The sequence below is a fragment of the Clostridium sp. K13 genome, assembly GCF_019734195.1.
In the GTDB taxonomy this organism is placed as follows: Bacteria; Bacillota; Clostridia; order Clostridiales; family Clostridiaceae; genus Clostridium.
In genome coordinates, this window is the sequence record NZ_JAASHM010000003.1 from 60103 (window position 1) to 83224 (window position 23122).

Below are 23122 nucleotides of genomic sequence, written 5' to 3' on the forward strand. Positions count from 1 at the left end.
TATCAAAAATAGTAATAATAAAAATATTTTATTTAATAAATTACTAATTTGGATCCATATTTAATACGGTTTTACTTGGATAAGGATAAGTAAGTGAAGCTACTGTTACAGTAAAATCATATCTTGTACCAAATGGAGAAGAACTAGGAATAAGGGTTTGTATAGTTATAGTCTTCTTAGTTCCATTAGGAAGATTTTTCATTATATCCAAATTATCTGAGTAGGCAGTATATGCAGGTACATCTGTAATTTTAATACCATCAATATATAAAGTATAAGGTAATAAAGCTGATGGTATACTTATTTTAAAACTATCAGTTGCATCGCACATCAGTGCATTATTAATAGCATAAAATATATAATTTGAATCTATAGGAATTTCTAATTTACCATTTACAAGTGATATTAAACTATTATTTTCCATTGATATATTAAATAAAATACTTGAATTAGCACTAATATCAAGATTGTAATATGAAAAAATATTTGTAGTTAAATCAGTTGCATCTAAATTTAAAATTATATTAGGATGATTTACAAAAAACAAAAGTGTTTTTGTAACTGTTACTAAAGTACCTGTTGATGAACCTTGCCTATATGAACAGGAACAAGTATTAGTTTGAGTTGTAGCATAATTAGGATATACTTTTATTGCATCATTTATCTTACAGAAAAGTGTATAGGTTATTGTTTGTGCAACAGCTCTTGCATCTATAATTGCTTCTGTTGGGAATGTTACAACATTAGATGATACAGTTGGCATAATTGAAACTCCATTTCTATATGAAGGTCCCGTATAGCTTTGACCAGTTGGAAGTGTAATATATCCACCAGGTTGAAGTTTATTAATAGGAACATTAACAGTTGAGGTAGTATAATTATATTGACCATAACTTCCAGTACCATTTACTATTATTGAATTTATATTAAGCGTAGCCCATGTTGATATATTATCTATAATAATAAATTAAAAGGCATCAGTTTCAGTTCCTATGGTATTTGTATTTTTTATTGTTACTGTATAAGTGTATATTTCTGAAGATTGTATAGCTATTTTAAAATGTTATAATGATGAAGTAAGTAAAATAATCAACTTTGGAAATGTTAGTTACGATTATTTATATAATATCGAAGAAAAACCGGATCAAATGTATTTAACTTTTATTAAATACTATTAGTTTAAATATGATATAATTGTATTAATTTTACTAATTATAGAGGGAGTAGAGATGAAAAATTTGGAAATAACAAATGATTATAAGAACATAATTATAAATGAGTTACCGCTTTTAGATGTTCGTGCATCTATAGAGTTTGAAAAAGGTGCATTTATTAATTCTACAAATATACCTATATTAACAACTGATGAAAGACATATTATAGGAATATGTTATAAAGAAAAAGGTAATGAAGAGGCTACAAAACTTGGCTATAAAATTGTTTCAGGTAAAAATAAGAAAAATAAATTAGATGAATGGGAAAGATTTCTTAAAAAGAATCCAAAAGCACTTATATATTGTTTTAGAGGAGGTTCTCGTTCAACAATAGCTCAAGAGTGGATAGTAAATGAATTAGGAATAAATATTACTAAATTACAAGGTGGATATAAAGAATTTAGGAATTTTCTTATAAAAGCTTTAGATCCCTGTAATATTTATGCAAAACCAATAGTTCTAACTGGTTATACAGGTTCAGGAAAAACAGAAGTATTAAAAGAACTTGATACATCAATAGATCTTGAGGGAATTGCTAATCACAGGGGTTCTGCATTTGGTGGATTTATAACACCTCAACCAACACAAATAAATTTTGAAAATAACCTAGCTTATGAAGTTATCAAGCATTCAAATAAAGGATATAATCATATAATTGTAGAAGATGAAAGTAAAAATATAGGTAAAAGTTTTATACCTATGGAATTCTATAAATTTATAAATCAAGGAAGTGTAGTATTTCTAGATTCAACATTGGAAGAGAGGATTGAAAATATATTAAATGATTATGTTATTAAAGCTCAAACTGAATATATAAAATTTTATAACAATATAGATTTAGGGATGAGAAAATGGTATGAAAATATAGCAGGTAGTATGATGAAGTTAAAAGAAAGACTTGGTGGTGATCGCTTTAAAGTTGTATTAGAAGAGTTAAAAACAGCTTTTAGCCTTCAATGCTCAACTAATGAATTTTATCATCATAACAGATGGATAGAATTATTTTTAGTTAACTATTATGATCCACTCTATAAACATTCTATATCAAAAGATACAAGAAATATTATTTATAAAGGTGATAAAAAATCTGTATTAGAGTTTTTAAAGGCATTAAATTAATTTTATTATGAAAGGATTGAAGTAAATGAATTATAATGAAGTATTAAATAATGCAAAACATTGCATTGGTGAATATTGCAAAGCTTGTATAGAATGTAATGGAAAAGCATGTAAAAATCAAATTCCAGGTCCAGGAGCAAAAGGAATTGGAGATACTGCCATACGTAATTATGATAAATGGAAAGAAATACGAGTTAATATGGATACTTTAACTGAAAATAGGTCTATTGATACAAGTATTGAACTATTTGGTCATAAATTTAAATATCCTTTTTTTGCTGGACCTGTAGGTGCAGTTAATTTACATTATGGTAATAAATATGATGATGTGTCTTATAATAATATTTTAGTTTCATCATGTGCTAATGAAGGAATATTAGCTTTTACTGGAGATGGTACTAATCCTGAAGTTATGAAATCAGCTACAGACGCTATAAAAAGCGTATCAGGATTAGGTATTCCTACAGTTAAGCCTTGGAACATAGATACTATAAAAGAAAAATTAAATTTAGTTAAAAATTCTGGTGCTATAGCAATAGCCATGGATATTGATGCTGCTGGCCTTCCATTTTTAAAAAACATGAATCCTCCAGCAGGAGCTAAATCAGTATCTGAACTTAAAGAAATAATTGAAATATCTAACTTACCATTTATAATAAAAGGAATTATGACTGTAAAAGGGGCCTTAAAAGCTAAAGAAGCTGGTGCAACGGCAATTGTTGTATCTAATCATGGTGGTAGAGTTTTAGATCAATGTCCTTCAACTGCAGAAGTATTATCTGATATTGTTGATGCGGTAGGAGATTCAATGAAAGTATTTGTTGATGGTGGAATACGTTCAGGAATTGATATATTTAAAGCATTAGCACTAGGTGCAGATGGAGTACTTATTTGTAGAACATTCGTTACTGCACTTTATGGTGGTGAAGAAGATGGGATTAAAACATACATTCATAAATTAGCTTCTGAACTGGAAGATACTATGGCCATGTGTGGTGCATATTCAATTAAAGATATTTCTAGAGAGATGATAAGAAAATAATAGGTATCTTTTTATTATAAAGAACAAGAATCAAAGTAATTAATATACTAATAATATACCTTAAATATTAAGAGGATATGTTTATGGATATTATAGAAAAGATTAAATTTTATATTGACTACTTTAGTAATAAAAATAATATTTTTTATGAATCTAAAAATAATGCTTTTTATAATACTATAATTAGGTATAGCTCTACTATAATAGAATTTGTAGATTTTGTTTATGAAATTAATTTAATAGATAATAATTATAAGAATACTATTAATATATATCATGAAAATTATAGTAAATTATATGAACTGGCAGATATATCTGACATTAAACTATCTAAAGCTCTTTTAACATATTATATAAAAGAAGAAAAGGTTTGTAAGGGATTAATTGCAAGTGCTATATATTATAATGTCTTTGAAAAAGTACTATATAATATATTACCTTATTTAGCCTGGGATAAAATAATTAATAGATTAGGTAATAAAACAATTGAGTTTGAAACAATTCCTACTGATAAAAGAAAGCATAGGTGGTTTAGTGCTAAAAGGAAAAATAATTTTATAGTTATAGATTGTGCTAATAAAAACATTCCATCTTGTAAGCTAACTAAAAAAAGAAAATTAATTTTTAAAGATTTTGAAAAATCATATTATCTATATTTAAAGATAAAAAATGGAGAAATAATTAGTAATGATGAAAAAAAATCAACTATTAATAAAAGTTATTTTTTTTCATTAATTTATAATTTATTATAAACAAAAACAACTTCTATATTTTAATAGAAGTTGTTCTTTTTTATAAAAATATTAAATTATATTTACATAATATTCCTTAAGATTTAATAATATTGATTCGTCTGGTAACTCTTCAGTAATTATTCCATAAAAATCAAGCAAGTTAGAAAATTTAAATGAACCATTTTTTTTGAATTTTTCATTTAAAGAAAGTAAAAATAATTTATCTGAGATCTTAGTAATTGCTTTCTTAGTTGCAGCGTCTTCTGAAAGTGAAGTACTTATAGTCCCATCTCTAAGATCAATTCCTGTACACCCCATAAATGCTTTGTTACATCTATAATTATTTATTTGTTCTATAGCATGAGAGCCTATACTACCCCCAACATATGAGTTGTAATCTCCACCAATAAAAATAAATTTTGTATTGGTATCAGGTGTTATTAAAGATGCTATTTCAAACATATTAGTAATTACAGTTAATTGTTTATTATTTTCTACAATTAATTTTGCTATCATAAAAGAAGTAGTTGATGCATCTAGAAAAATGGTATCATTATCTGATAACTTTTCAAATGATTTTTTAGCAATTATACTTTTAAATTCTATATTTTCACTTATACGATTATTAAAACTTTTTATCTTAATAGGATTATTATCTATAGTAATAGCACCACCGTAGGTTCTACGAAGTAAATTTTTTCTCTCTAATACCTTTAAATCTTTTCTTATCATACTTTCACTAACATTAAATTCTTTACTTAAATCTTTTACAAGAATTTTACCATTTTGATCTAACAACTCTAATATATATTTATGACGCTCTTCAGTAAACATTTCATATCTCCTTTAATCATATTCCTATTTATTCTCATTGTATTCTATTTTAAAAAAGAAGTCAATTGACAATAAGGATAAACTGAGATAAAATGAGCATAACTAGGAATGGAGGGGATTTAATGAAAAAAGCTGTATTTTTTGATATTGATGGAACATTATTAGATCATTTTGGGGGAATAGTTGATATTACTCCTAATGTAAAGAAAGCAATTAGAGCTTTACAAAAAGAGGGACATTATGTCTTTATTTCAACAGGAAGACCATATGCATTTTTAAGTAAAAATATATTAGATTTTGGGTTTGATGGATTTATTTTAGCTAATGGTGCTCATGTAATAATAAATAATGAAACAATTCATAGTGATCATATTGAAAGTGAATTTATTAATAATTTAGCAAATGAATTAGACGAGCTTAATATACAGTACATATTAGAAGGTGAATATTATTCATATATGAATAAAAAATTCAAGGAATTCTATGATTTTTATGATTCAGTAGGTGTTTCTAAAGATTTAATAAAAGATGAGTTTTCATTAGATGAAATTAAAACATTTAAAATTGAAATGATGTGCCCAAATGATGATGTTGCAAAATCTTGTTTAGAAATTGTTCAAAGAAATAAAGATTATGATTATGTTAATAGCATAGCCATAAAATCTTTTGAATTATACTCTAAAAAGAATACGAAGGCCACTGGAATAATTAAAGTTTTAGAATACTTAGATATTAGTATTGAAAATAGTTATGCTTTTGGTGATGGAAAAAATGATATAGAAATGCTTTCTACTGTAGGATGTGGTATAGCTATGGGAAATGCAAATGATGAAGTAAAAAAATATGCACATAAAATTACAGATGAAGTACAGAAAGATGGCGTTGCAACAGGAATAGAAAAATATATTTTAAAATTATAAAAAACTAAAGTACTTATATTTCTTACTTCTAAAGAAATATAAGTACTTTTTATTATAGTCTTTTTATAAATCCCATAAAACTTCAGGAGGCATAACTTCTAATATATTATATAATATATCAACTATAGTTTCTTTTTTTACATTACCTGATGATAGTAACTGTTTAAACTTTCTACTTCCTTTTTCACCTTGGAATAAACTTTGTAATGGAGCAGCTAAAGCATGTACATTGCTACCTTTTTCAATTTCTTCAACAACATAAGGGATATAAGATTTAATAATTTCTCCTCGAGAAATTGATTTGCTATTTATATTTTTTTCATTAAGTTTATGTAAATTTGCTAATAGATAACAATCTTCATAGGAAGCTCTTCCTATCATAACTCCATCAACCTTTGTTAATGCATCTTTTATATTTTCTAAAGTCTTAAATCCACCATTTATCTCTATATTTAAATAACTAAAATCCTTTTTTAATTTATAAACCATATCATAATCAAGAGGAGGAACTTCTCTATTATCTTTAGGACTAAGTCCCTTTAATATAGCTGAACGAGCATGAACAGTATATCTATCTGGTTTTGCTTTAGATACTGTGTTTAAAAATTCTAACAAGTCTTCATATCCATTCATTATAATCTTTTTTGTATTGTCATCTAATACCCCAGTACCATCAATTCCTATTCTATGTTTTATTGTTACGGGTTTATTAGTTGCTTCTTTCATAGCCGAAATTATTTCATAAACTAAATTCTTATCAGACATTAAAGCTGCTCCCATTAGATTTCCTGACACCCTATCAGAAGGGCAGCCACAATTTAAATTAATTTCTGCATAATTATATTTTTCAGCCAGTTTAACAGCTTTATAAGCATCTTCTGAACTTGCAGCTGCTATTTGAAGAGCAACTGGTCCTTCATCTTCTCTAAAATATAGAATTTTATCTAAATCCCCATTAATTATTGCTTGAGCTGTTACCATTTCTGTATAAAGAAGCGCATCTTTATTCATAATTCTACAAAAATATCTAAAATGTCTATGTGATTTATCAACCATAGGTGCAATACTTATTTTAGGCGTTTTTATATTTGAAATATACTTTTCCATCTTTTGTATCCTTTCATTTTAATAAATTATTATGTTTTATTATAGCATATAAAATTTTAATTACTTATATAACTAGGAATAAAGGTGAAAGAATTATAAAAATTTATAATTCTTTGTTTTAAGGTAAATATAATATTTTTATTTATATAAATTAATATAATATATAGATTTTATTACCAATTTAAGTGTATAATTAAATTACACATAATAAAATATAATTTAATTATCTTCTTAATAATAAATGGAGGAAACCTATGAAAAGAATTATATTAGTAATTTCCATTGTTTTATTAAATTTACTTCTTATAAGCTGTATGGAAAGTAAAATTTATTTAAATAGAAATGATGAGGAATTAAAAGATATTAATAAAGAGGAATTAGAAAATATAGTTAATGAATATAGTCTTTCTGTTATAGATGAAATTTATGTTGCAGATACAAAAATTGTAGGGTTTTCAACTGATTCTACTCAAGGAGTTTTTGTATATGAAAAAGATAATGAAGGAAAATATCAATTGAATCAGACAAATAAATTAGACATTTCTAAAGAGGGATTAGGTGTTTCTAATTACAGAATAATTTATGAAAATTATAATGATATATCTAAGGCAAAATATGGTTATGTTATAATTTCTAATGGGGAAAAGGTTTCAAGGGTCGAAATCACAATAAATGATATTTATAAATATACTGCTGATTTAGAACTTGGAAGAGAATCTATGGTTTTAATAAAGGAAAATTTAACCCCTGAAGAAAGTTCTGGAATTCGTTTAGATGTTAAATATTTCGATGATGATAATAATGAACTATTCCAATAATCATTTCTATTTATTGGACAATCTATATGGTAATAATGGGAGAGTATTATGATAGAGGTAGTAAAGAAAAAAAAGTTTTTTATGAAAGTTTTTTATGATTGGATTATACCAATTATTTGTGCAGTTTTTATAGCTATATTAATAAATAAATTTCTAATATTTCAAATTCAAATTCCTAGTGAATCAATGCTTCCAACTCTAGAGATAGGTGATAGATTATTTGCTAATAGAATATATAAAGAAGAAAGTCTAAGTAGAGGAGATTTAATAATTTTTTATTCTGATGAAAAAAAAGAATTAATGATAAAAAGGTTAATAGGATTACCTAATGATAATGTTGTAATAGATAATGGTGTATTAAGTGTAAATGGTGAAATTTTAACTGAAGATTATATCCAGAATCAAGATTATTTTAGTGGATCTTATACTGTACCGGCTGGAAAGTACTTCTTTTTAGGAGATAATAGAGGTGACTCATTTGATTCTAGATATTGGGTAAATAAATATATAGACTTTAATGATATAAAAGGAAAAGCATTTATTAAGGTATTTCCTTTTGATGAATTTGGTTTTATAAATTAAATAAAAAGAGAGCATTTATTAAAAAGTGCTCTCTTTTTATTATTTTGTAGCATTTTCTGAAAAACATTGTATAACTTCAAGATATTTTTCTATATCTTTTTTATCTATTCCTTCTGTAATTTTATTTATAAATTTATTTTGCATATCATATAACTCTTTTATTATAGGTTTAGATTCTTCAGTAAGCTTTAAGTGTTGACATCGTCTATCATTTTTATCAATATTAATTTTTAGAAGTCCTTTTTCTAAAAGTGGTTCTACAGCTTTTGAAACATACGCCTTTGAAAATCCTTTTAATTTAACTATATCTTTAGCTGTATCGCATGTTGGATTATTGTTAAGAAAGGCTAGAACATCAGCTTCTGGTTTTGTAATTCCACATTCAGCCGCAACTTTTACTGATAAATTATAATATAAATCATTTATATTCTTAATAGAATACAGTATTTTAGTAATATCAAAATTGTTTTTCATTATTATCCTCCATATATAGTTGACGTATAAACTGTTTCCTTGTAAACTATTTTATAGAAATTATTATTATTTGTCAATTTTATTAAAGGAGAAAGATATTATGCAACATAATCAAACTGAAGAATTAGGAAGTTGCAGTGTAGGAAAACTACTTTTTAAATTAGCAGTTCCTGCAATTGCAGCACAAATTATTAACTTATTGTACAATTTAGTAGACCGTATGTATATTGGACATATTGCAAACGTTGGTAAATTAGCACTTACAGGTGTAGGAGTATGTTTACCTCTTATTATGCTTATTTCAGCATTTGCTGCTCTTGTAAGTATGGGTGCTGCTCCAAGAGCTTCCATCTTTTTAGGAAAAGGTGAAAAAGATAATGCAGAAAAGACCTTAGGAAATTCATTTTCATTATTAATAATTTTATCACTTATTATTACAGTTATTTTTTCTTTATTTTCAAAGGACTTACTTTTAATATTTGGAGCAAGTGAAAATACAATAGAATTTGCAGTAAGTTATATGAAAATATATAGCCTTGGAACAATATTTGTTCAATTAACTCTTGGACTTAATGCATTTATTAGTGCACAAGGTTTTGCCAAAACTAGTATGATGACAGTTTTAATAGGAGCAATCTTTAATATTATACTTGATCCTATATTTATTTTTGGATTCAATATGGGAGTATCTGGTGCCGCGTTAGCAACAATAATTTCTCAATCATTATCTATGATTTGGATATTATTCTTCTTAACAGGTAAAAAAACAACATTAAAATTAAGAAAGAAAAATTTACGTTTATCTAAGGAAATAATACTTCCTTCTATATTATTAGGACTAGCACCATTTATAATGCAATCTACAGAAAGTTTAATAGCGGTTTGTTTTAACTCATCACTCTTAAAATATGGAGGGGATGTTGCAGTTGGAGCAATGACAATTCTTACAAGTGTAATGCAATTCTCAATGCTTCCACTTACTGGTTTAACACAAGGTGGTCAACCAATTATAAGTTATAATTATGGTGCTAAAAATGCTGATCGTGTTAAAAAAGCATTTAAAATACTACTTATTTCATGTTTAGTATATTCATTTGTACTATGGGGACTTGCAATGATAACCCCTAGAACTTTCGTGCTTATATTTAATAATGATCCAGAACTTGTTGAATTTACAAGTCATGCTTTAAGAATATATATGGCTGTTTCTTGTGTATTTGGTATACAAATTGCTTGTCAACAATCATTTATTGCATTAGGAAATGCAAAAACATCATTATTCTTAGCTTTATTAAGAAAAATATTATTATTAGTACCTTTAATTTATATTATGCCACTATTTATGGCTGATAAAACAACAGCTGTATTTACAGCAGAACCTGTAGCTGATATATTAGCTGTTTCTACAACTGCTATATTATTCTTTATTCAATTTAGAAGGGCTATGAAGGAAATATCAGAACCACTTGACTTAAAAACAAAAAGTAATTTATCTTAGAATCTTAAATGCACCTATTTTATAGGTGCATTTTTCAAAATTGACATAAATTTAACAGAACATATATTATTATTTCATATTATATGGATATAATAAAAATGGAAGGTAGTAGGAGGTTTTGAAATGAGAAGTATAGTTAAGAGTAATTATCTAGAAATATTAAAAACATTTTTTATAGCTTTATTATTTCTAGCATTAGGAGCATTTATAGGAGTTAATTTTATTCCAGCAAGTTTTAGGTATTTCTTAAACATAGCATTCTTTATATTAGTTTTAATATCTGCTTTTAGTAGGCGTGGGGGATTTGTTAGAAATAAAACTAATATGAATATATATGCTTTTATTTTAGGAATACTTACGGGTTCAACTTATATATATTATTTTTATAATTTAGGGGCTGCCACTTTTATTTCAGTAATAATTGGAGTAATTTTAATATTTGGTATATCTTATTTAGTTGCTTCAAATCAAAGCGAGGAAAATATATTCAAATTAGGCCCAATTGTAACAATAGGTATTCTAGTTTTATTAGTTTTAGAATTTATAAATATATTTTTCTTTAATTTTGGAACATATGATTTAATTATTTCAGCTATTGGAATAGCTATATATTCTATTTACGCTTTGATAATTATGAAATCTGTTCAAAATAGATGTAGATATAGCATTTTATCAGAAGAAGAAATAGTAAGTCTTTCATTTTCTATATTTATAAGTTTCTTAAACTTATTAGTTGATTTATTAAGATTTGTTTCAATTTTAAAAGATGATAATTAAATAATAATATATAATATTAAATCATAAAATAAGCTATATAAATTTGAATATGTTATTATAAAATAAAATATAAATAATATATAAAATATTTAAATATTTAAATATTTAAATACTTAATAATTTATAAATTATTTATATAGGAGGAAAAATGAAGACTAGCGAAGTTGTAGTTTTACCTTATGATAAAAATTGGGAATTTGAATTTGAAAAAATAAAGGATCAATTAATAAAAGCATTAGATGATATTATTATTGGTATTGAACATGTTGGAGGTACATCTGTTAAAGGATTAGTAGGTAATCCTATAATTGATATAGATATTATTATTCCAACTTATAATTGTTTCAATATTGTTATAAAAAGGTTAAACAGAATTGGGTATACATATAAAGGTTCATTGAAACTCGAAGAAATTGAAGCATTTAAATATACTGGTACTCAAAGTTTCATGACGCATAACTTGTATGTTTATACTCGAAAATCAAAGGAATTAAAAAAACAGCTTTTATTAAGAAATTACTTAAATAGTAATAAAGAAGCTACTGAAAATTATAGTAAAATTAAGATTAGAGCTTCTAAATTATTCCCTAATGATATAAATAAATATAGAGAATATAAAAACTTATTTATATTAGAATTATGTAAAGAAATAAACTTATTGTAACTAAACATTTATAATAATTAAAAAATGCTATATCAAATTCACATTTGATATAGCATTTTTTTAAAGTATTTCTAATATCTCCACAGAATAATTATCACCAGGTGCTTCAACTTCAACTATATCTCCAACTCTTTTACCTGATAAAGCTTTTCCAAGCTCTGACTCAATACTTATTAACATATCTTCTGGTTTAGCATCTAATGTAGTTACTAAAGTTATAGTATCCTCAAAATCATCGTCTATAAACTTAATTTTCGCTTTTGTATTTATGCCTAATGTTGATTTGTCTATATTTTCATCATCAATAACTGTGGCAGTAGTTATAAGAGTTAATAGATGCTGTATTCTATTATCGTTTTCTCTATACTCTTCACAAGCAGCTTTATACTCAGCATTTTCAGATCTATCTCCATGTGCTGCTGCAATTAATTTTTCTTTAGCTATTTCAGCTCTTCTTACTGTCATTCTATAATCTAGCTCTTCTTGTAATTTTTTAATATTTGATTCTGTTAATATCTTATTCATAAAATAAAAATCTCTCCTAAAGTATATTATGATACTATTATAAAGATTTATTTATGAAAAATAAAGATATCATTAAATATAAAATTACTTATTATTTAACTATTTGTATTCTAAGTAGTAATTAATTTAAATTACAATCATTTGAAAAAATTTTTTTTTAGCTGTATAATAATGTTATAAAAATAATATTGAATTATTCAATATGTAAATTATAAAATATACAACGTGTAGTTTGTCGATATACAACGTAAGTCCAGTTGTCGATAAATTACACGTTTTTTTATTAAGGAGGAATATAATGTTTTCAAAAAATGACTATATTATTTATGGAACAACAGGTGTATGTAAAGTAATTGATATAGTAAAAAAGAAGTTTAATACTAATATAGAGAGAGAGTATTACGTTCTTAAACCTGCCTATGATCCTAATTCAACTATTTATGCTCCTATTGATAATACTACGATAAATACAAGAAAAATTATGACTGTAAAAGATGTATATGAATTAATAAGATCAATGCCTGATAATGAGACTATATGGATTGATGATATAAATCTCCGTAAGGAAAAATATACTGATATTTTGAAAAAAGGAGATACTATAGCATTAATCAAATTAATAAAAACTTTATATCTTGAAAAAGAAAAGAAAAAAAATGAAGGTAAAAAACTTTATGTAGGTGATGAGAAAATAATGTCTGAAGCTCAAAGATTATTACATGAAGAATTTGCATTAGTCCTTAACATTAAGGTAGATGAAGTTATACCATTTATATTAGGTGAATTGGAACCATCTGAAAAACCACCAATTAACTTATAAATATAAAGAAAATAAAATTCTAATATTTTAGAATTCTATTTTCTTTACTAACTAATCAATTTAATATACCAACTCCAATATTCACTGTATTACCGATAACTCTTCTATTTAATTTCCTATTTTTCAATTCTGTAAATAGTTTTCTCAAATGATATATTTTGATACTTAAAATATATTTTAAGATGCAATATATACTTCTAGAAAGGAAATATTGTAAAAAAAGATTGACAAAATCCCAAAATAGTCTTATTATAAAGATGTTTGATAATCAAAATTTTTGAAAGGGGAGTGGATAATTTTAGAATTTTAGTCGCTATTTGAATTATTTTATATTAATTTAACTTTAAAATTATATTTTTATTTTGGAATTATTTTTTTTATTTATAAAATTATAAACAAATTGTATTTAATCAATAGTATCTTTTATTAGATTAAATATATTAATGACTTATTATTTATTATGAGATTAACTAAAGAGAAATATTAAAGTATTTAATATTTCAATATTTTTAAGAATATTATTTGATTATCAAATAATTATATTTTTAAAACAAAGGTGTTAAAATGAATGTAGTAAAAATAGTAGGCGTTGGACATTACTGTCCAGAAAATGCTGTAAGTAATGATCAATTATCTAATTTAGTTGATACATCACATGAATGGATAGTAAAAAGAACAGGAATATGTGAAAGAAAAATTTCAACTGGTGAAAATACAGTGGATTTAGCTGTTAAAGCATCAATTAATGCAATGAAAATGGCAAATTGTACTCCAGAAGATATAGATCTAATTGTAGTTGCCACAACTTCACCTGATAGAATTATGCCTTCTACTGCATGTAGTGTCCAAAGCGTATTAGGATGTAATAATGCAGCTGCATTTGATGTAAGTGCTGCTTGCTCTGGATTTTTATATGCATCTATAATTGCTAACTCTTTAATTAAAAATGGAGGAGGAAGCAAAGCTTTAGTTATTGGTAGTGAAGTTCTTTCAAGAATAGTAAATTGGAATGATAGAAACACTTGTGTATTATTTGGTGATGGTGCAGGTGCAGCTATTCTTGAAGCTAGTTCAGACAATAGCAGAATCATAAGTACTTACTTTGGTTCAGATGGAAAAACAGGTGCTAAAGCATTAACTGCTAATCAATTCACAATTAATACACCATTTGCAGAAAGTTCTCTTGAAAGAGAAGAACACATACAAATGGACGGTAGAAAGGTTTTTAAATTTGCTATATCTATAATCCCTAAAGTAGTAAATAAACTATTAGAAAATTCTGGGGAAGATATATCAAATATTAAATATATAATTCCACATCAAGCAAATCTAAGAATAATAGATGATGCTGCTAAAAAGTTAAATATAAGTAAGGACAAGTTCTATGTGAATCTAGAATCCTATGGAAATACTTCAGCAGCCAGTGTACCTATTGCCTTTAGTGAAGTTGTAGAAAAAAATTTAATTAAAAAAGGCGATAAAGTTATTTTAGTTGCTTTTGGTGGTGGCCTAACTTGGGCGGGAATACTACTTGAATGGTAGTATCTTATAAAAATTAAGAGAAAAAATGAATTTAAACGTAAAAAAATAGAAATAACGTCGGTTAAAATTTAGGAGGAAATTAAAATGATATTTGAAAAAATTAAGGAAATAGTAGTAGATCAATTAGGAGTTAATGAAGAAGATGTTACTTTAGAAACAAGATTTATAGAAGACTTAGAAGCTGATTCATTAGATTTATTCCAAGTTATAATGGAGCTTGAAGATGCTTTTGATGTAAAAGTTGAGGAAGTTGAAAACATAAAAACAGTTTCAGATGCTGTAAATTACATTGAAAAAGCAACAGCAGCAAAATAGTATTGGAGGTAAATATATGAAAAAGGATATATGCAGTATTTTAGGTATTAAGTATCCTATTTTTCAAGGCGGAATGGCTTGGGTTTCAGAAAGTACTTTAGCTGCAGCTGTTTCTAATGCAGGAGGACTTGGAATAATAGCAGGAGGAAGAGCTCCTGCTAGCTTTATAAGAGAGGAAATACGAAAAACAAAGGAACTTACAAATAAGCCTTTTGGACTTAATATAATGCTTTTATCAGAAAATGCAGATGAGTTAGCTGATATTGCCATTGAAGAAGGGGTTAAAGTAATAACTACTGGTGCAGGTAATCCTGGAAAGTATATGGAGAAATGGAAAAATGCCAATATAACTGTCATTCCAGTAGTAGCTTCAGTGGCTTTAGCTAAAAGAATGGAAAGATGCGGAGCTGATGCAGTAATAGCTGAAGGATGTGAATCAGGTGGTCATGTTGGTAAACTAACTACAATGGTATTAGTTCCTCAAGTTGTTGATGCTGTAAATATTCCAGTTATAGCTGCTGGTGGAATTGCAGATGGTAGAGGAATTTTGGCTTCATTTGCTTTAGGTGCAAGTGGAATACAAGTTGGTACTAGATTCTTAGCTTCAGTAGAATGTAAAATTCATGATAATTATAAAGAAGCTGTTATTAAGTCTAAAGATATAGATACAGTTGTAACTGGAAGATGTACAGGACATCCAGTACAAGTACTTAAAAATAAACTTGCAAAAGAGTTCTTAAAACTTGAATCAAACAATGTAAGTGTAGATGAACTTGAAGAACTTGGTAAAGGTGGACTTAAAAAGGCTGTAGTTGATGGAGATATTGAAAATGGTTCATTAATGGCTGGTCAAATTTCAGGAATGGTTAAGAAAGTTCAATATGCAAGTGAAATAATTGAAGAAATGTTTAATGAATACGAAGATGTAAAGAGAAATCTATAACTAATAGATTAACGGAGGAATTATGAAGGTAGCTTTTATTTTTTCAGGTCAAGGTTCACAATATATTGGAATGGGAAAGGAATTATATAATAATATTCCTAGTTGTCAAAAAGTATATGATAAAGCTAATGAAGTTTTAGGCTTTGATTTGAAAGAATTAATATTTAATGGTGATAAAGAAGAGTTAAATATTACTGAAAACACACAACCAGCAATATTAACTACTTCAATAGCTATTCTACAAGCTATAAAGGAAAAGGGTATTAAAGCAGATATTGTTGCTGGATTAAGTTTAGGTGAATATTCTGCTCTTGTTGCTAGTGAAGCTTTAGATTTTGAAACTGCAGTTTCTTTAGTTAAAAAGAGGGGACGTTTCATGCAAGAGGCAGTACCTCAAGGTATAGGTTCAATGGCTGCAGTTATTGGATTAGATGAAAGTAAAATAAAAAAAGTATTAAAGGTTGCTAGTGAAAAAGGCATAGTTGAAATAGCCAACTATAATACAAATAATCAAATAGTAATAGGAGGCGAATGTGCCGCTGTAGAGTTAGCTACCGAATTATTAAAAGAATCTGGTGCAAGAATGGTTATTCCTTTAAAAGTATCAGGTCCATTTCATACTTCATTATTAAATGAAGCATCTATTAAATTAGAAAATGAATTTAATAATATAGAATTTAATGATCCAAAGATAAAAACAATCACAAATGTAACTGCTGATTTTATTAATGATAAAACAGAAATCAAAAATTTATTAATTAATCAAGTCAAATCATCTGTAAGATGGAGCGAAACTATTGAAAAAATGATTGATGAAGGTATTGATACATTTATTGAAATAGGACCTTTAAAAACTTTAAGTAGTTTTGTTCGTGAAATAAGTAAAGAAAAGAAAACTTATGTAAAAATCTTTAATGTAGAAGATTTAAAATCGCTTAATAAGACACTAGAAGGGATGGAAGCTATATGTTAAAAGGTAAAAATGTAATAGTGACTGGTGCTACTAGAGGAATCGGTAGAGAAATTGCATTAACTTTAGCACAAAATGGAGCTAATATAGCTATTAATTATAGGAACTTAAATAGTGAAGTAGAAAATTTATTAAATGAAATTAAAAGCTTTGGTGTAGATGCATTTGCAATAAAATGTGATGTTAGTATTGCTGATGAAGTTGATAAATTTATCAAAGAAGTAAAAGCTCACTATAATACAATAGATGTTTTAGTTAATAATGCAGGAATAACTAAAGATGGATTAATACTTAGAATGAAAGAAGAAGATTTTGATGATGTTTTAGATGTTAATTTAAAGGGAACATTTAACACTACAAAATCAGTTTCTTCTATTATGGTTAGACAGAAATATGGAAAAATAATTAATATTTCTTCTGTAGTTGGTATAGCTGGTAATGCAGGTCAATGTAATTATGCTGCATCAAAAGCTGGTGTTATTGGATTTTCTAAATCAGTAGCTAGAGAACTTTCTTCAAGAAATATAAATGTTAATGTAGTAGCTCCAGGATATATAAATACTGATATGACTAAAAACCTACCTGATAAGGTTAAAGAAGAAATAATTAAAAGTATACCTATGAAAAAAATAGGTGATCCAAAAGAAGTTGCTAATTTAGTATTATTCTTATCATCAAATTTATCAGACTATATTACAGGTCAAGTTATAAATGTTGATGGTGGAATGGTAATGGCATAAAGGAGGCATTAAATTGAAAAGAAGAGTGGTAATCACTGGACTTGGAGCAATAACTCCAATTGGTCATAATGTAGATAGTTTTTGGAATGGTATTAAAGAAAACAAGAATGGAATAGATGAAATATCTTTATTTAATGCCGAAAATCTTAAAGTAAAAATGGCTGCTGAGGTTAAAGACTTTGACCCTAGCAACTTTATAGATAAAAAAGAATCAAAAAGAATGGATAGATATACTCAATTTGCTGTTATTTCATCAGATGAAGCTATTAAAGATAGTAAACTTGATTTAAATACAATAAATAAAGAAAGAATTGGAGTAATGTTTGGTTCTGGTATTGGTGGCCTTTGTACTATTGAAAGCCAAATAAGAAATTTAGTAGCTAAGGGACCTAATAGAGTATCACCACTTACTATACCAATGGCTATTTCAAATATTGCTTCAGGTACTATTGCAATAAAACATGGAATTTTAGGAAGTACATTAAGCTTAACTTCTGCTTGTGCTACTTCAACTCATTGTATTGGTGAGGCTTATAGAAGTATTAAGGATGGATATCTTGATATTATTGTAGCTGGTGGTGCTGAAGCTTCTATATGTGAATTTGGAATTGCAGGTTTCCAATCACTTACTGCATTAAGTAGAAGTGAAGATAGAAATAGAGCATCAATTCCATTTGATAAAGATAGAAATGGCTTTGTAATGGGAGAAGGTGCCGGAGCCTTAATATTAGAAGACTTAGATAGTGCAATAAAAAGAGGAGCTAAAATATATGCAGAAGTAGTTGGCTATGGTTCAACTTGTGATGCTTATCATATAACATCACCTTGTTTAGATGGTGATGGTGCATATAGAGCTATGAGAGATGCATTAATTGATGCTGATATAAGCAGCGATAAAATTTCATATATTAATGCACATGGTACATCTACAGAAATAAATGATAAGGTTGAAACTCTAGCTATAAAAAAGGCTTTAGGCGATAATTATATGAACTCATATGTTAGTTCTACAAAATCAATGACTGGCCATTTATTAGGTGCTGCTGGAGCTATTGAAGCTATTGTTTCTATAAAAGCTATAGAAGATAATTTTGTTCCAGCTACAATTAACTATGTAAATAAAGATGAAGAGTGTGATCTAAATCTTGTTGTTAATGAAGGAAAAGAAGCGGATGTAGAATACACAATGTCAAACTCTTTAGGATTTGGTGGACATAACGGAACTCTTATATTTAAAAAATGGAGGTAGTTAAAATGTTAGACTATAACCAAATAAAAGAGCTTATTAAAGAGATAGACTCATCTTCACTAAGAGTCTTTGAATTAGAAAATAATGATATAAAATTAAAACTAAGTAAAAATGAAGAAAATTATTTATATAAAGAAAATGATGTTAATATAAATAAAACTGAAAACTCAAAAACATTTATAAAATCATCTGAATCTTTGAGTGAAGAAGCTTTAGTTGAAAAAGAAGAAGTAATAGAAGAAGACTTAGCTATAGTTAAATCACCATTAGTTGGAACTTATTATTCATCTTCAACTCCTGGAGGAACTCCATATGTTGAAATTGGATCAAAGGTTAAAAAAGGTGATGTATTATGTATAGTAGAAGCCATGAAAATAATGAATGAAATTACCTCTGAAGTAGATGGTGAAATTGTCGAAGCTTTAAGAAGCGATGAAGAAATTGTTGAGTTTGGAATGGAATTATTTAAAATTCGTTCGTAATAATAAATAAATTTATAGGTATTAGTGGTGGTGAAAATTTAATAAATAGTTTTTACTGCCACTTATTAAAATATCTATTATTTAAGGAGATTTTAAAATGGATATTAAGGAAATTATGAATATAATTCCTCATAGATATCCTTTTCTTTTAATAGATAAGGTTATAAAAATTGAGGAAAATAAAATAACTGCAATAAAAAATGTTACAGCAAATGAATATTACTTTCAAGGACATTTTCCAACTGAACCTGTTATGCCAGGTGTATTAATAATCGAGTCATTAGCACAAGCTGGTGCTGTAGCTCTTTTAAGTAAGGATGAGTTTAAAGGTAAGATAGCATATTTTGCAGGAATAAATAATGCTAAATTTAGAAGAAAAGTTGTTCCTGGAGATACGTTAAGATTAGAAGTTGAACTTACTAAAATACGTGGCAAAGCTGGTGTTGGATATGGAATTGCTTACGTTGATGATAAGAAGGTTTGTGAAGGAGAATTAACCTTTATGGTAGGTTAATAAAGAAGAGGTGTTTTATGATTAGAAAAGTTTTAATAGCTAATAGAGGTGAAATTGCTGTAAGAATTATAAGAGCTTGTAGAGAGCTTGGATTAAAAACTGTTGCTATTTATTCGGAAATTGATAAAGATGCTATGCATACAGAACTTGCAGATGAGGCTATTTGTGTTGGAACTTCAAAATCTAAAGATTCTTACCTAAATGAAAGTAATATCATAAGTGCAGCAGTAGTAACTGGGTGTAATGCAATTCATCCTGGATTTGGGTTTTTATCAGAAAAGGCTAGTTTTGCAAGTATGTGTGAAGAATGTAACATTAAGTTCATTGGACCAAGTAGTGATACTATAAACATTATGGGTAATAAGTCAGTTGCAAGAGAAATTATGCGAAATGCAAATGTTCCTGTTATTCCTGGTAGTGATGGTCTTATTGAAAATATTGAAGATGCTAAAATAGAAGCTAAAAGAATTGGATATCCCGTAATGATTAAAGCTTCTTTAGGCGGTGGCGGTAAAGGTATAAGAATTGTTTCTAACGAAGATGAATTAGAAAATGCATTCTTTACTGCTAAATCTGAAGCTAAGAATAACTTTGGGGATGATTCAGTATATATGGAAAAGTTCATTGAAAATCCAAGGCATATAGAATTTCAAATTTTAGGCGATACATTTGGTAATATAATTCATCTTGGTGAAAGAGATTGTACTATTCAAAGAAGAAATCAAAAAGTTCTTGAAGAAGCTCCATCTTATATTTTAAATGATGAGCTAAGAAGAAAAATGGGTAACGCAGCTATTAATGCAGCTAAAGCTGTTAATTATGTTAATGCTGGTACAATTGAATTTTTAGTAGATAAACATGGTGATTTTTATTTCATGGAAATGAATACTAGAATTCAAGTAGAACACCCTGTAACAGAAATGATAACTTCTATTGATATAGTAAAAGAACAATTAAAAATTGCTAATGGAGATGAATTACAAATAACACAAGATGACATAAAAATAGAAGGTCATGCAATTGAATGTAGAATTAATGCTGAGAACCCAAATAAATCATTTGCTCCTTGTCCTGGTAAAATTAGTTTTTTAAACATACCAGGTGGAAATGGTATTAGAGTTGATACAGCTGTTTATAACGGTTATACTATTCCTCCAACTTATGATTCTATGATTGCAAAACTCATTGCCCATGGCAAAACTAGAGAAGAAGCAATAAATAAAATGTTACGTGCTTTAGATGAATTTATTATTGAAGGAATAGAAAGTAATATCGAATTTCAAATAGATATTTTAAACAATGAAATATTCCGCTTAGGAACTTTTGATACAAGTTTTATAAGCAAAGAATATAATTTATAGGTAGGTGAAATTATGGGGATTTTTAAGAAAAAACAATACGGTGTAATAAACGTATCGCCTACTGATAGTAATGATATTCCAAGTGTTCCTGATGGAGCCTGGTTAAAGTGTAATCACTGTGGAAAGATTTTATATAAGAAAATCTTAGACGAAAATTATAAAATGTGCCCTAATTGTAATTACTATTTTAGATTAGGAGCACGTGAAAGAATAGAACTCATTTGTGATAAAGATACATTTGTTGAATTCAATAAATGCCTAGAATCAAAAAATCCAATGAACTTTCCTGATTATGATAATAAATTAAAAGTAAATAAGGAAAACTCTAATCTTAATGAAGCTGTAGTAACTGGAAAGTGTACTATAAATGGAAATGAATCAATTGTTTGTATAATGGACTCAAGCTTTATGATGGGAAGTATGGGTACAGTTGTTGGTGAAAAAATTACATTTGCCATTGAAAAAGCAATAAGTAAAAATCTACCAATGATAATTTTCACTGCTTCAGGTGGTGCAAGAATGCAAGAAGGAATTCTTTCATTAATGCAAATGGCAAAAATCAGTTCAGCACTTGCAAAACATAGTGAAAAAGGACTACTTTATATAACCGTTTTAACCGATCCTACAACTGGTGGAGTCACTGCAAGCTTTGCAATGCTTGGAGATATAATTCTTGCTGAACCTAAAGCTTTAATAGGGTTTGCTGGAAGAAGGGTAATTGAAGGAACAATTAAAGAAAAATTACCAGATGATTTTCAAAGTGCAGAATTTTTATTAGAAAAAGGGTTTGTAGATAATATTGTAAAAAGAGAAGAGTTAAAATCTACCTTATCTTTATTATTAGAGTTGCATAAACCTCAAGGAGGTGTATCAATTGACTAAAAAAATCAAAGCATGGGATAGACTAACCTTAGCTAGAATGGTAGAAAGACCAAATGCAGAAGATTATATACATTTGATATTTGAGAACTTTTTTGAATTGCATGGAGATAGAAACTATAGGGATGATAAATCTATCATTGGTGGAATAGGATTATTAAATAAGATTCCCGTTACTATAGTAGGCATACAAAAAGGGAAAAATTTAAAGGAAAATATGGAAAGAAATTTTGGTTCTCCTTATCCAGAAGGCTATAGAAAAGCTCTAAGATTAATGAAGCAAGCTGAAAAGTTTAAAAGACCAATAATTTGCTTTATTAATACTTCAGGTGCATATTGTGGAGTTGAGGCTGAAGAACGTGGCCAAGGAGAAGCCATAGCCAGAAATTTAATGGAAATATCTCAAATTACTGTTCCTATTATCTCTATAATTATAGGGGAAGGTGGTAGCGGTGGTGCTATTGCATTAGCTTGTGGTGATAGAGTATGGGCGCTTGAAAATTCTGTTTATTCTATCTTATCACCAGAAGGCTTTGCTTCTATACTATTAAAGGATGCCTCAAAAGCTCAAGAAGTTTCTGAAATAATGGGAATTACTTCTTATGATCTATTAGAAAAAGGGGTAATTGAAAAAATTATCAGGGAGCCTGCTGGAGGCGCTCAAAACGATATTGGTTTTGTTGCTACTGAAATTAAGGAAAGCTTAATAAACGAATTAAATATTTTAAAAAATAAAACCGTACGCGAACTTTTAAATGAACGTTATTTGCGTTATAGAAGTTTTTAATTAAAATAAAGGAGCAGGAAATAGTAAAACCTGCTCCTTTATTTAAGGTAATTATACAGAGGTATGTGTGTAGCTCAATACACAAAATGTATTTTACATTAATAATTATTGCCATTTTTTTTATTTTATACACAATAATATAAGTTTTTTAATTATTATATTACAAAATTGTAATTTAAATGTAATAGATTCTATAGATATACATCTAAAAT

General features: G+C 27.2%; 26 protein-coding genes. 21 read left to right on the plus strand and 5 right to left on the minus strand.

What is annotated here, in order from left to right:
- Positions 1 to 43: 43 nt before the first annotated feature.
- A complete protein-coding gene (locus HCG76_RS03155; protein ID WP_221698678.1) occupies positions 44 to 763 on the minus strand; it encodes a hypothetical protein in 720 nt (239 codons plus the stop codon).
- A gap of 466 nt (positions 764 to 1229) precedes the next feature.
- Between HCG76_RS03155 and mnmH the strand changes: the two genes are divergently transcribed.
- From mnmH to HCG76_RS03170, 3 genes are all read left to right on the plus strand, one after another.
- Positions 1230 to 2333, plus strand: coding sequence for a tRNA 2-selenouridine(34) synthase MnmH (mnmH, locus tag HCG76_RS03160; RefSeq protein WP_221698677.1), 1104 nt, complete (start codon positions 1230 to 1232; stop codon positions 2331 to 2333).
- Between the two features lie 25 nt (positions 2334 to 2358).
- The gene (locus HCG76_RS03165; RefSeq protein WP_221698676.1) at positions 2359 to 3375 is read left to right on the plus strand and encodes an alpha-hydroxy-acid oxidizing protein; all 1017 of its coding nucleotides are present in this window, start codon (positions 2359 to 2361) and stop codon (positions 3373 to 3375) included.
- Positions 3376 to 3458: 83 nt separating this feature from the next.
- Positions 3459 to 4127, plus strand: a complete 669-nt coding sequence (locus HCG76_RS03170; protein WP_221698675.1) for a DUF6508 domain-containing protein — start codon at positions 3459 to 3461, stop codon at positions 4125 to 4127.
- A gap of 51 nt (positions 4128 to 4178) precedes the next feature.
- On the opposite strand, the gene HCG76_RS03175 is transcribed toward HCG76_RS03170, so the two are convergent.
- Positions 4179 to 4943, minus strand: coding sequence for a DeoR/GlpR family DNA-binding transcription regulator (locus tag HCG76_RS03175; protein WP_221698674.1), 765 nt, complete (start codon positions 4941 to 4943; stop codon positions 4179 to 4181).
- Positions 4944 to 5065: 122 nt separating this feature from the next.
- Here HCG76_RS03175 and HCG76_RS03180 point away from each other — a divergent pair, with 122 nt between their 5' ends.
- Positions 5066 to 5863: an HAD family hydrolase gene (locus HCG76_RS03180; RefSeq protein ID WP_221698673.1), complete on the plus strand. Its 798-nt coding sequence runs from the start codon at positions 5066 to 5068 to the stop codon at positions 5861 to 5863.
- A 63-nt stretch (positions 5864 to 5926) separates the two neighbouring features.
- Here the strand turns inward: HCG76_RS03180 and dusA are convergent, their stop codons facing one another.
- Complete coding sequence (gene dusA, locus HCG76_RS03185; RefSeq protein WP_221698672.1) at positions 5927 to 6970, minus strand: tRNA dihydrouridine(20/20a) synthase DusA; 1044 nt, start codon at positions 6968 to 6970, stop codon at positions 5927 to 5929.
- A gap of 254 nt (positions 6971 to 7224) precedes the next feature.
- On the opposite strand from dusA, the gene HCG76_RS03190 reads away from it, so the two are divergent.
- Both HCG76_RS03190 and lepB read left to right on the plus strand, forming a co-directional pair.
- Positions 7225 to 7788, plus strand: a complete 564-nt coding sequence (locus tag HCG76_RS03190; RefSeq protein WP_221698671.1) for a hypothetical protein — start codon at positions 7225 to 7227, stop codon at positions 7786 to 7788.
- A 48-nt stretch (positions 7789 to 7836) separates the two neighbouring features.
- Positions 7837 to 8370 carry a signal peptidase I gene (gene lepB / locus HCG76_RS03195; RefSeq protein WP_221698670.1) on the plus strand — a complete coding sequence of 178 codons (534 nt, stop codon included), beginning with the start codon at positions 7837 to 7839 and terminating at the stop codon, positions 8368 to 8370.
- A 39-nt stretch (positions 8371 to 8409) separates the two neighbouring features.
- Here lepB and HCG76_RS03200 read toward each other — a convergent pair whose 3' ends face one another.
- Positions 8410 to 8844, minus strand: a complete 435-nt coding sequence (locus tag HCG76_RS03200; protein WP_221698669.1) for a MarR family winged helix-turn-helix transcriptional regulator — start codon at positions 8842 to 8844, stop codon at positions 8410 to 8412.
- Between the two features lie 100 nt (positions 8845 to 8944).
- On the opposite strand from HCG76_RS03200, the gene HCG76_RS03205 reads away from it, so the two are divergent.
- The 3 genes from HCG76_RS03205 (at position 8945) to HCG76_RS03215 (ending at position 11783) form a co-directional block, all read left to right on the plus strand.
- On the plus strand, positions 8945 to 10342 hold the full coding sequence (locus HCG76_RS03205; protein ID WP_221698668.1) for an MATE family efflux transporter: 1398 nt from the start codon (positions 8945 to 8947) through the stop codon (positions 10340 to 10342).
- 123 nt (positions 10343 to 10465) lie between these two features.
- On the plus strand, positions 10466 to 11119 hold the full coding sequence (locus tag HCG76_RS03210) for a Bax inhibitor-1 family protein (protein WP_221698667.1): 654 nt from the start codon (positions 10466 to 10468) through the stop codon (positions 11117 to 11119).
- A 148-nt stretch (positions 11120 to 11267) separates the two neighbouring features.
- The gene (locus HCG76_RS03215) at positions 11268 to 11783 is read left to right on the plus strand and encodes a GrpB family protein (RefSeq protein ID WP_221698666.1); all 516 of its coding nucleotides are present in this window, start codon (positions 11268 to 11270) and stop codon (positions 11781 to 11783) included.
- Positions 11784 to 11843: 60 nt separating this feature from the next.
- Here HCG76_RS03215 and HCG76_RS03220 read toward each other — a convergent pair whose 3' ends face one another.
- A complete protein-coding gene (locus HCG76_RS03220) occupies positions 11844 to 12308 on the minus strand; it encodes a GreA/GreB family elongation factor (RefSeq protein WP_221698665.1) in 465 nt (154 codons plus the stop codon).
- A gap of 298 nt (positions 12309 to 12606) precedes the next feature.
- Between HCG76_RS03220 and HCG76_RS03225 the strand changes: the two genes are divergently transcribed.
- The 12 genes from HCG76_RS03225 (at position 12607) to HCG76_RS03280 (ending at position 22910) form a co-directional block, all read left to right on the plus strand.
- Positions 12607 to 13128, plus strand: a complete 522-nt coding sequence (locus HCG76_RS03225) for a CarD family transcriptional regulator (RefSeq protein ID WP_221698664.1) — start codon at positions 12607 to 12609, stop codon at positions 13126 to 13128.
- A gap of 564 nt (positions 13129 to 13692) precedes the next feature.
- On the plus strand, positions 13693 to 14670 hold the full coding sequence (locus HCG76_RS03230; protein ID WP_221698663.1) for a beta-ketoacyl-ACP synthase III: 978 nt from the start codon (positions 13693 to 13695) through the stop codon (positions 14668 to 14670).
- Between the two features lie 84 nt (positions 14671 to 14754).
- On the plus strand, positions 14755 to 14985 hold the full coding sequence (acpP, locus tag HCG76_RS03235) for an acyl carrier protein (RefSeq protein WP_221698662.1): 231 nt from the start codon (positions 14755 to 14757) through the stop codon (positions 14983 to 14985).
- Positions 14986 to 15001: 16 nt separating this feature from the next.
- Complete coding sequence (fabK, locus tag HCG76_RS03240; RefSeq protein ID WP_221698661.1) at positions 15002 to 15928, plus strand: enoyl-[acyl-carrier-protein] reductase FabK; 927 nt, start codon at positions 15002 to 15004, stop codon at positions 15926 to 15928.
- Between the two features lie 19 nt (positions 15929 to 15947).
- The gene (fabD, locus tag HCG76_RS03245; protein ID WP_221698740.1) at positions 15948 to 16901 is read left to right on the plus strand and encodes an ACP S-malonyltransferase; all 954 of its coding nucleotides are present in this window, start codon (positions 15948 to 15950) and stop codon (positions 16899 to 16901) included.
- Positions 16895 to 17638: a 3-oxoacyl-[acyl-carrier-protein] reductase gene (fabG, locus tag HCG76_RS03250; RefSeq protein ID WP_221698660.1), complete on the plus strand. Its 744-nt coding sequence runs from the start codon at positions 16895 to 16897 to the stop codon at positions 17636 to 17638. The genes fabD and fabG overlap by 7 nt, the downstream gene beginning before the upstream one ends.
- Before the next feature lie 13 nt (positions 17639 to 17651).
- Complete coding sequence (gene fabF, locus HCG76_RS03255; RefSeq protein ID WP_221698659.1) at positions 17652 to 18887, plus strand: beta-ketoacyl-ACP synthase II; 1236 nt, start codon at positions 17652 to 17654, stop codon at positions 18885 to 18887.
- Between the two features lie 5 nt (positions 18888 to 18892).
- Entirely contained in the window at positions 18893 to 19369 is a 477-nt protein-coding gene (accB, locus tag HCG76_RS03260; RefSeq protein WP_260458005.1) for an acetyl-CoA carboxylase biotin carboxyl carrier protein, read from the plus strand.
- Positions 19370 to 19466: 97 nt separating this feature from the next.
- Entirely contained in the window at positions 19467 to 19883 is a 417-nt protein-coding gene (gene fabZ, locus HCG76_RS03265) for a 3-hydroxyacyl-ACP dehydratase FabZ (RefSeq protein WP_221698657.1), read from the plus strand.
- Between the two features lie 17 nt (positions 19884 to 19900).
- On the plus strand, positions 19901 to 21244 hold the full coding sequence (locus tag HCG76_RS03270; RefSeq protein ID WP_221698656.1) for an acetyl-CoA carboxylase biotin carboxylase subunit: 1344 nt from the start codon (positions 19901 to 19903) through the stop codon (positions 21242 to 21244).
- 12 nt (positions 21245 to 21256) lie between these two features.
- Entirely contained in the window at positions 21257 to 22126 is an 870-nt protein-coding gene (gene accD / locus HCG76_RS03275; protein ID WP_221698655.1) for an acetyl-CoA carboxylase, carboxyltransferase subunit beta, read from the plus strand.
- Entirely contained in the window at positions 22119 to 22910 is a 792-nt protein-coding gene (locus HCG76_RS03280; RefSeq protein WP_221698654.1) for an acetyl-CoA carboxylase carboxyltransferase subunit alpha, read from the plus strand. The genes accD and HCG76_RS03280 overlap by 8 nt, the downstream gene beginning before the upstream one ends.
- Positions 22911 to 23122: the final 212 nt, after the last annotated feature.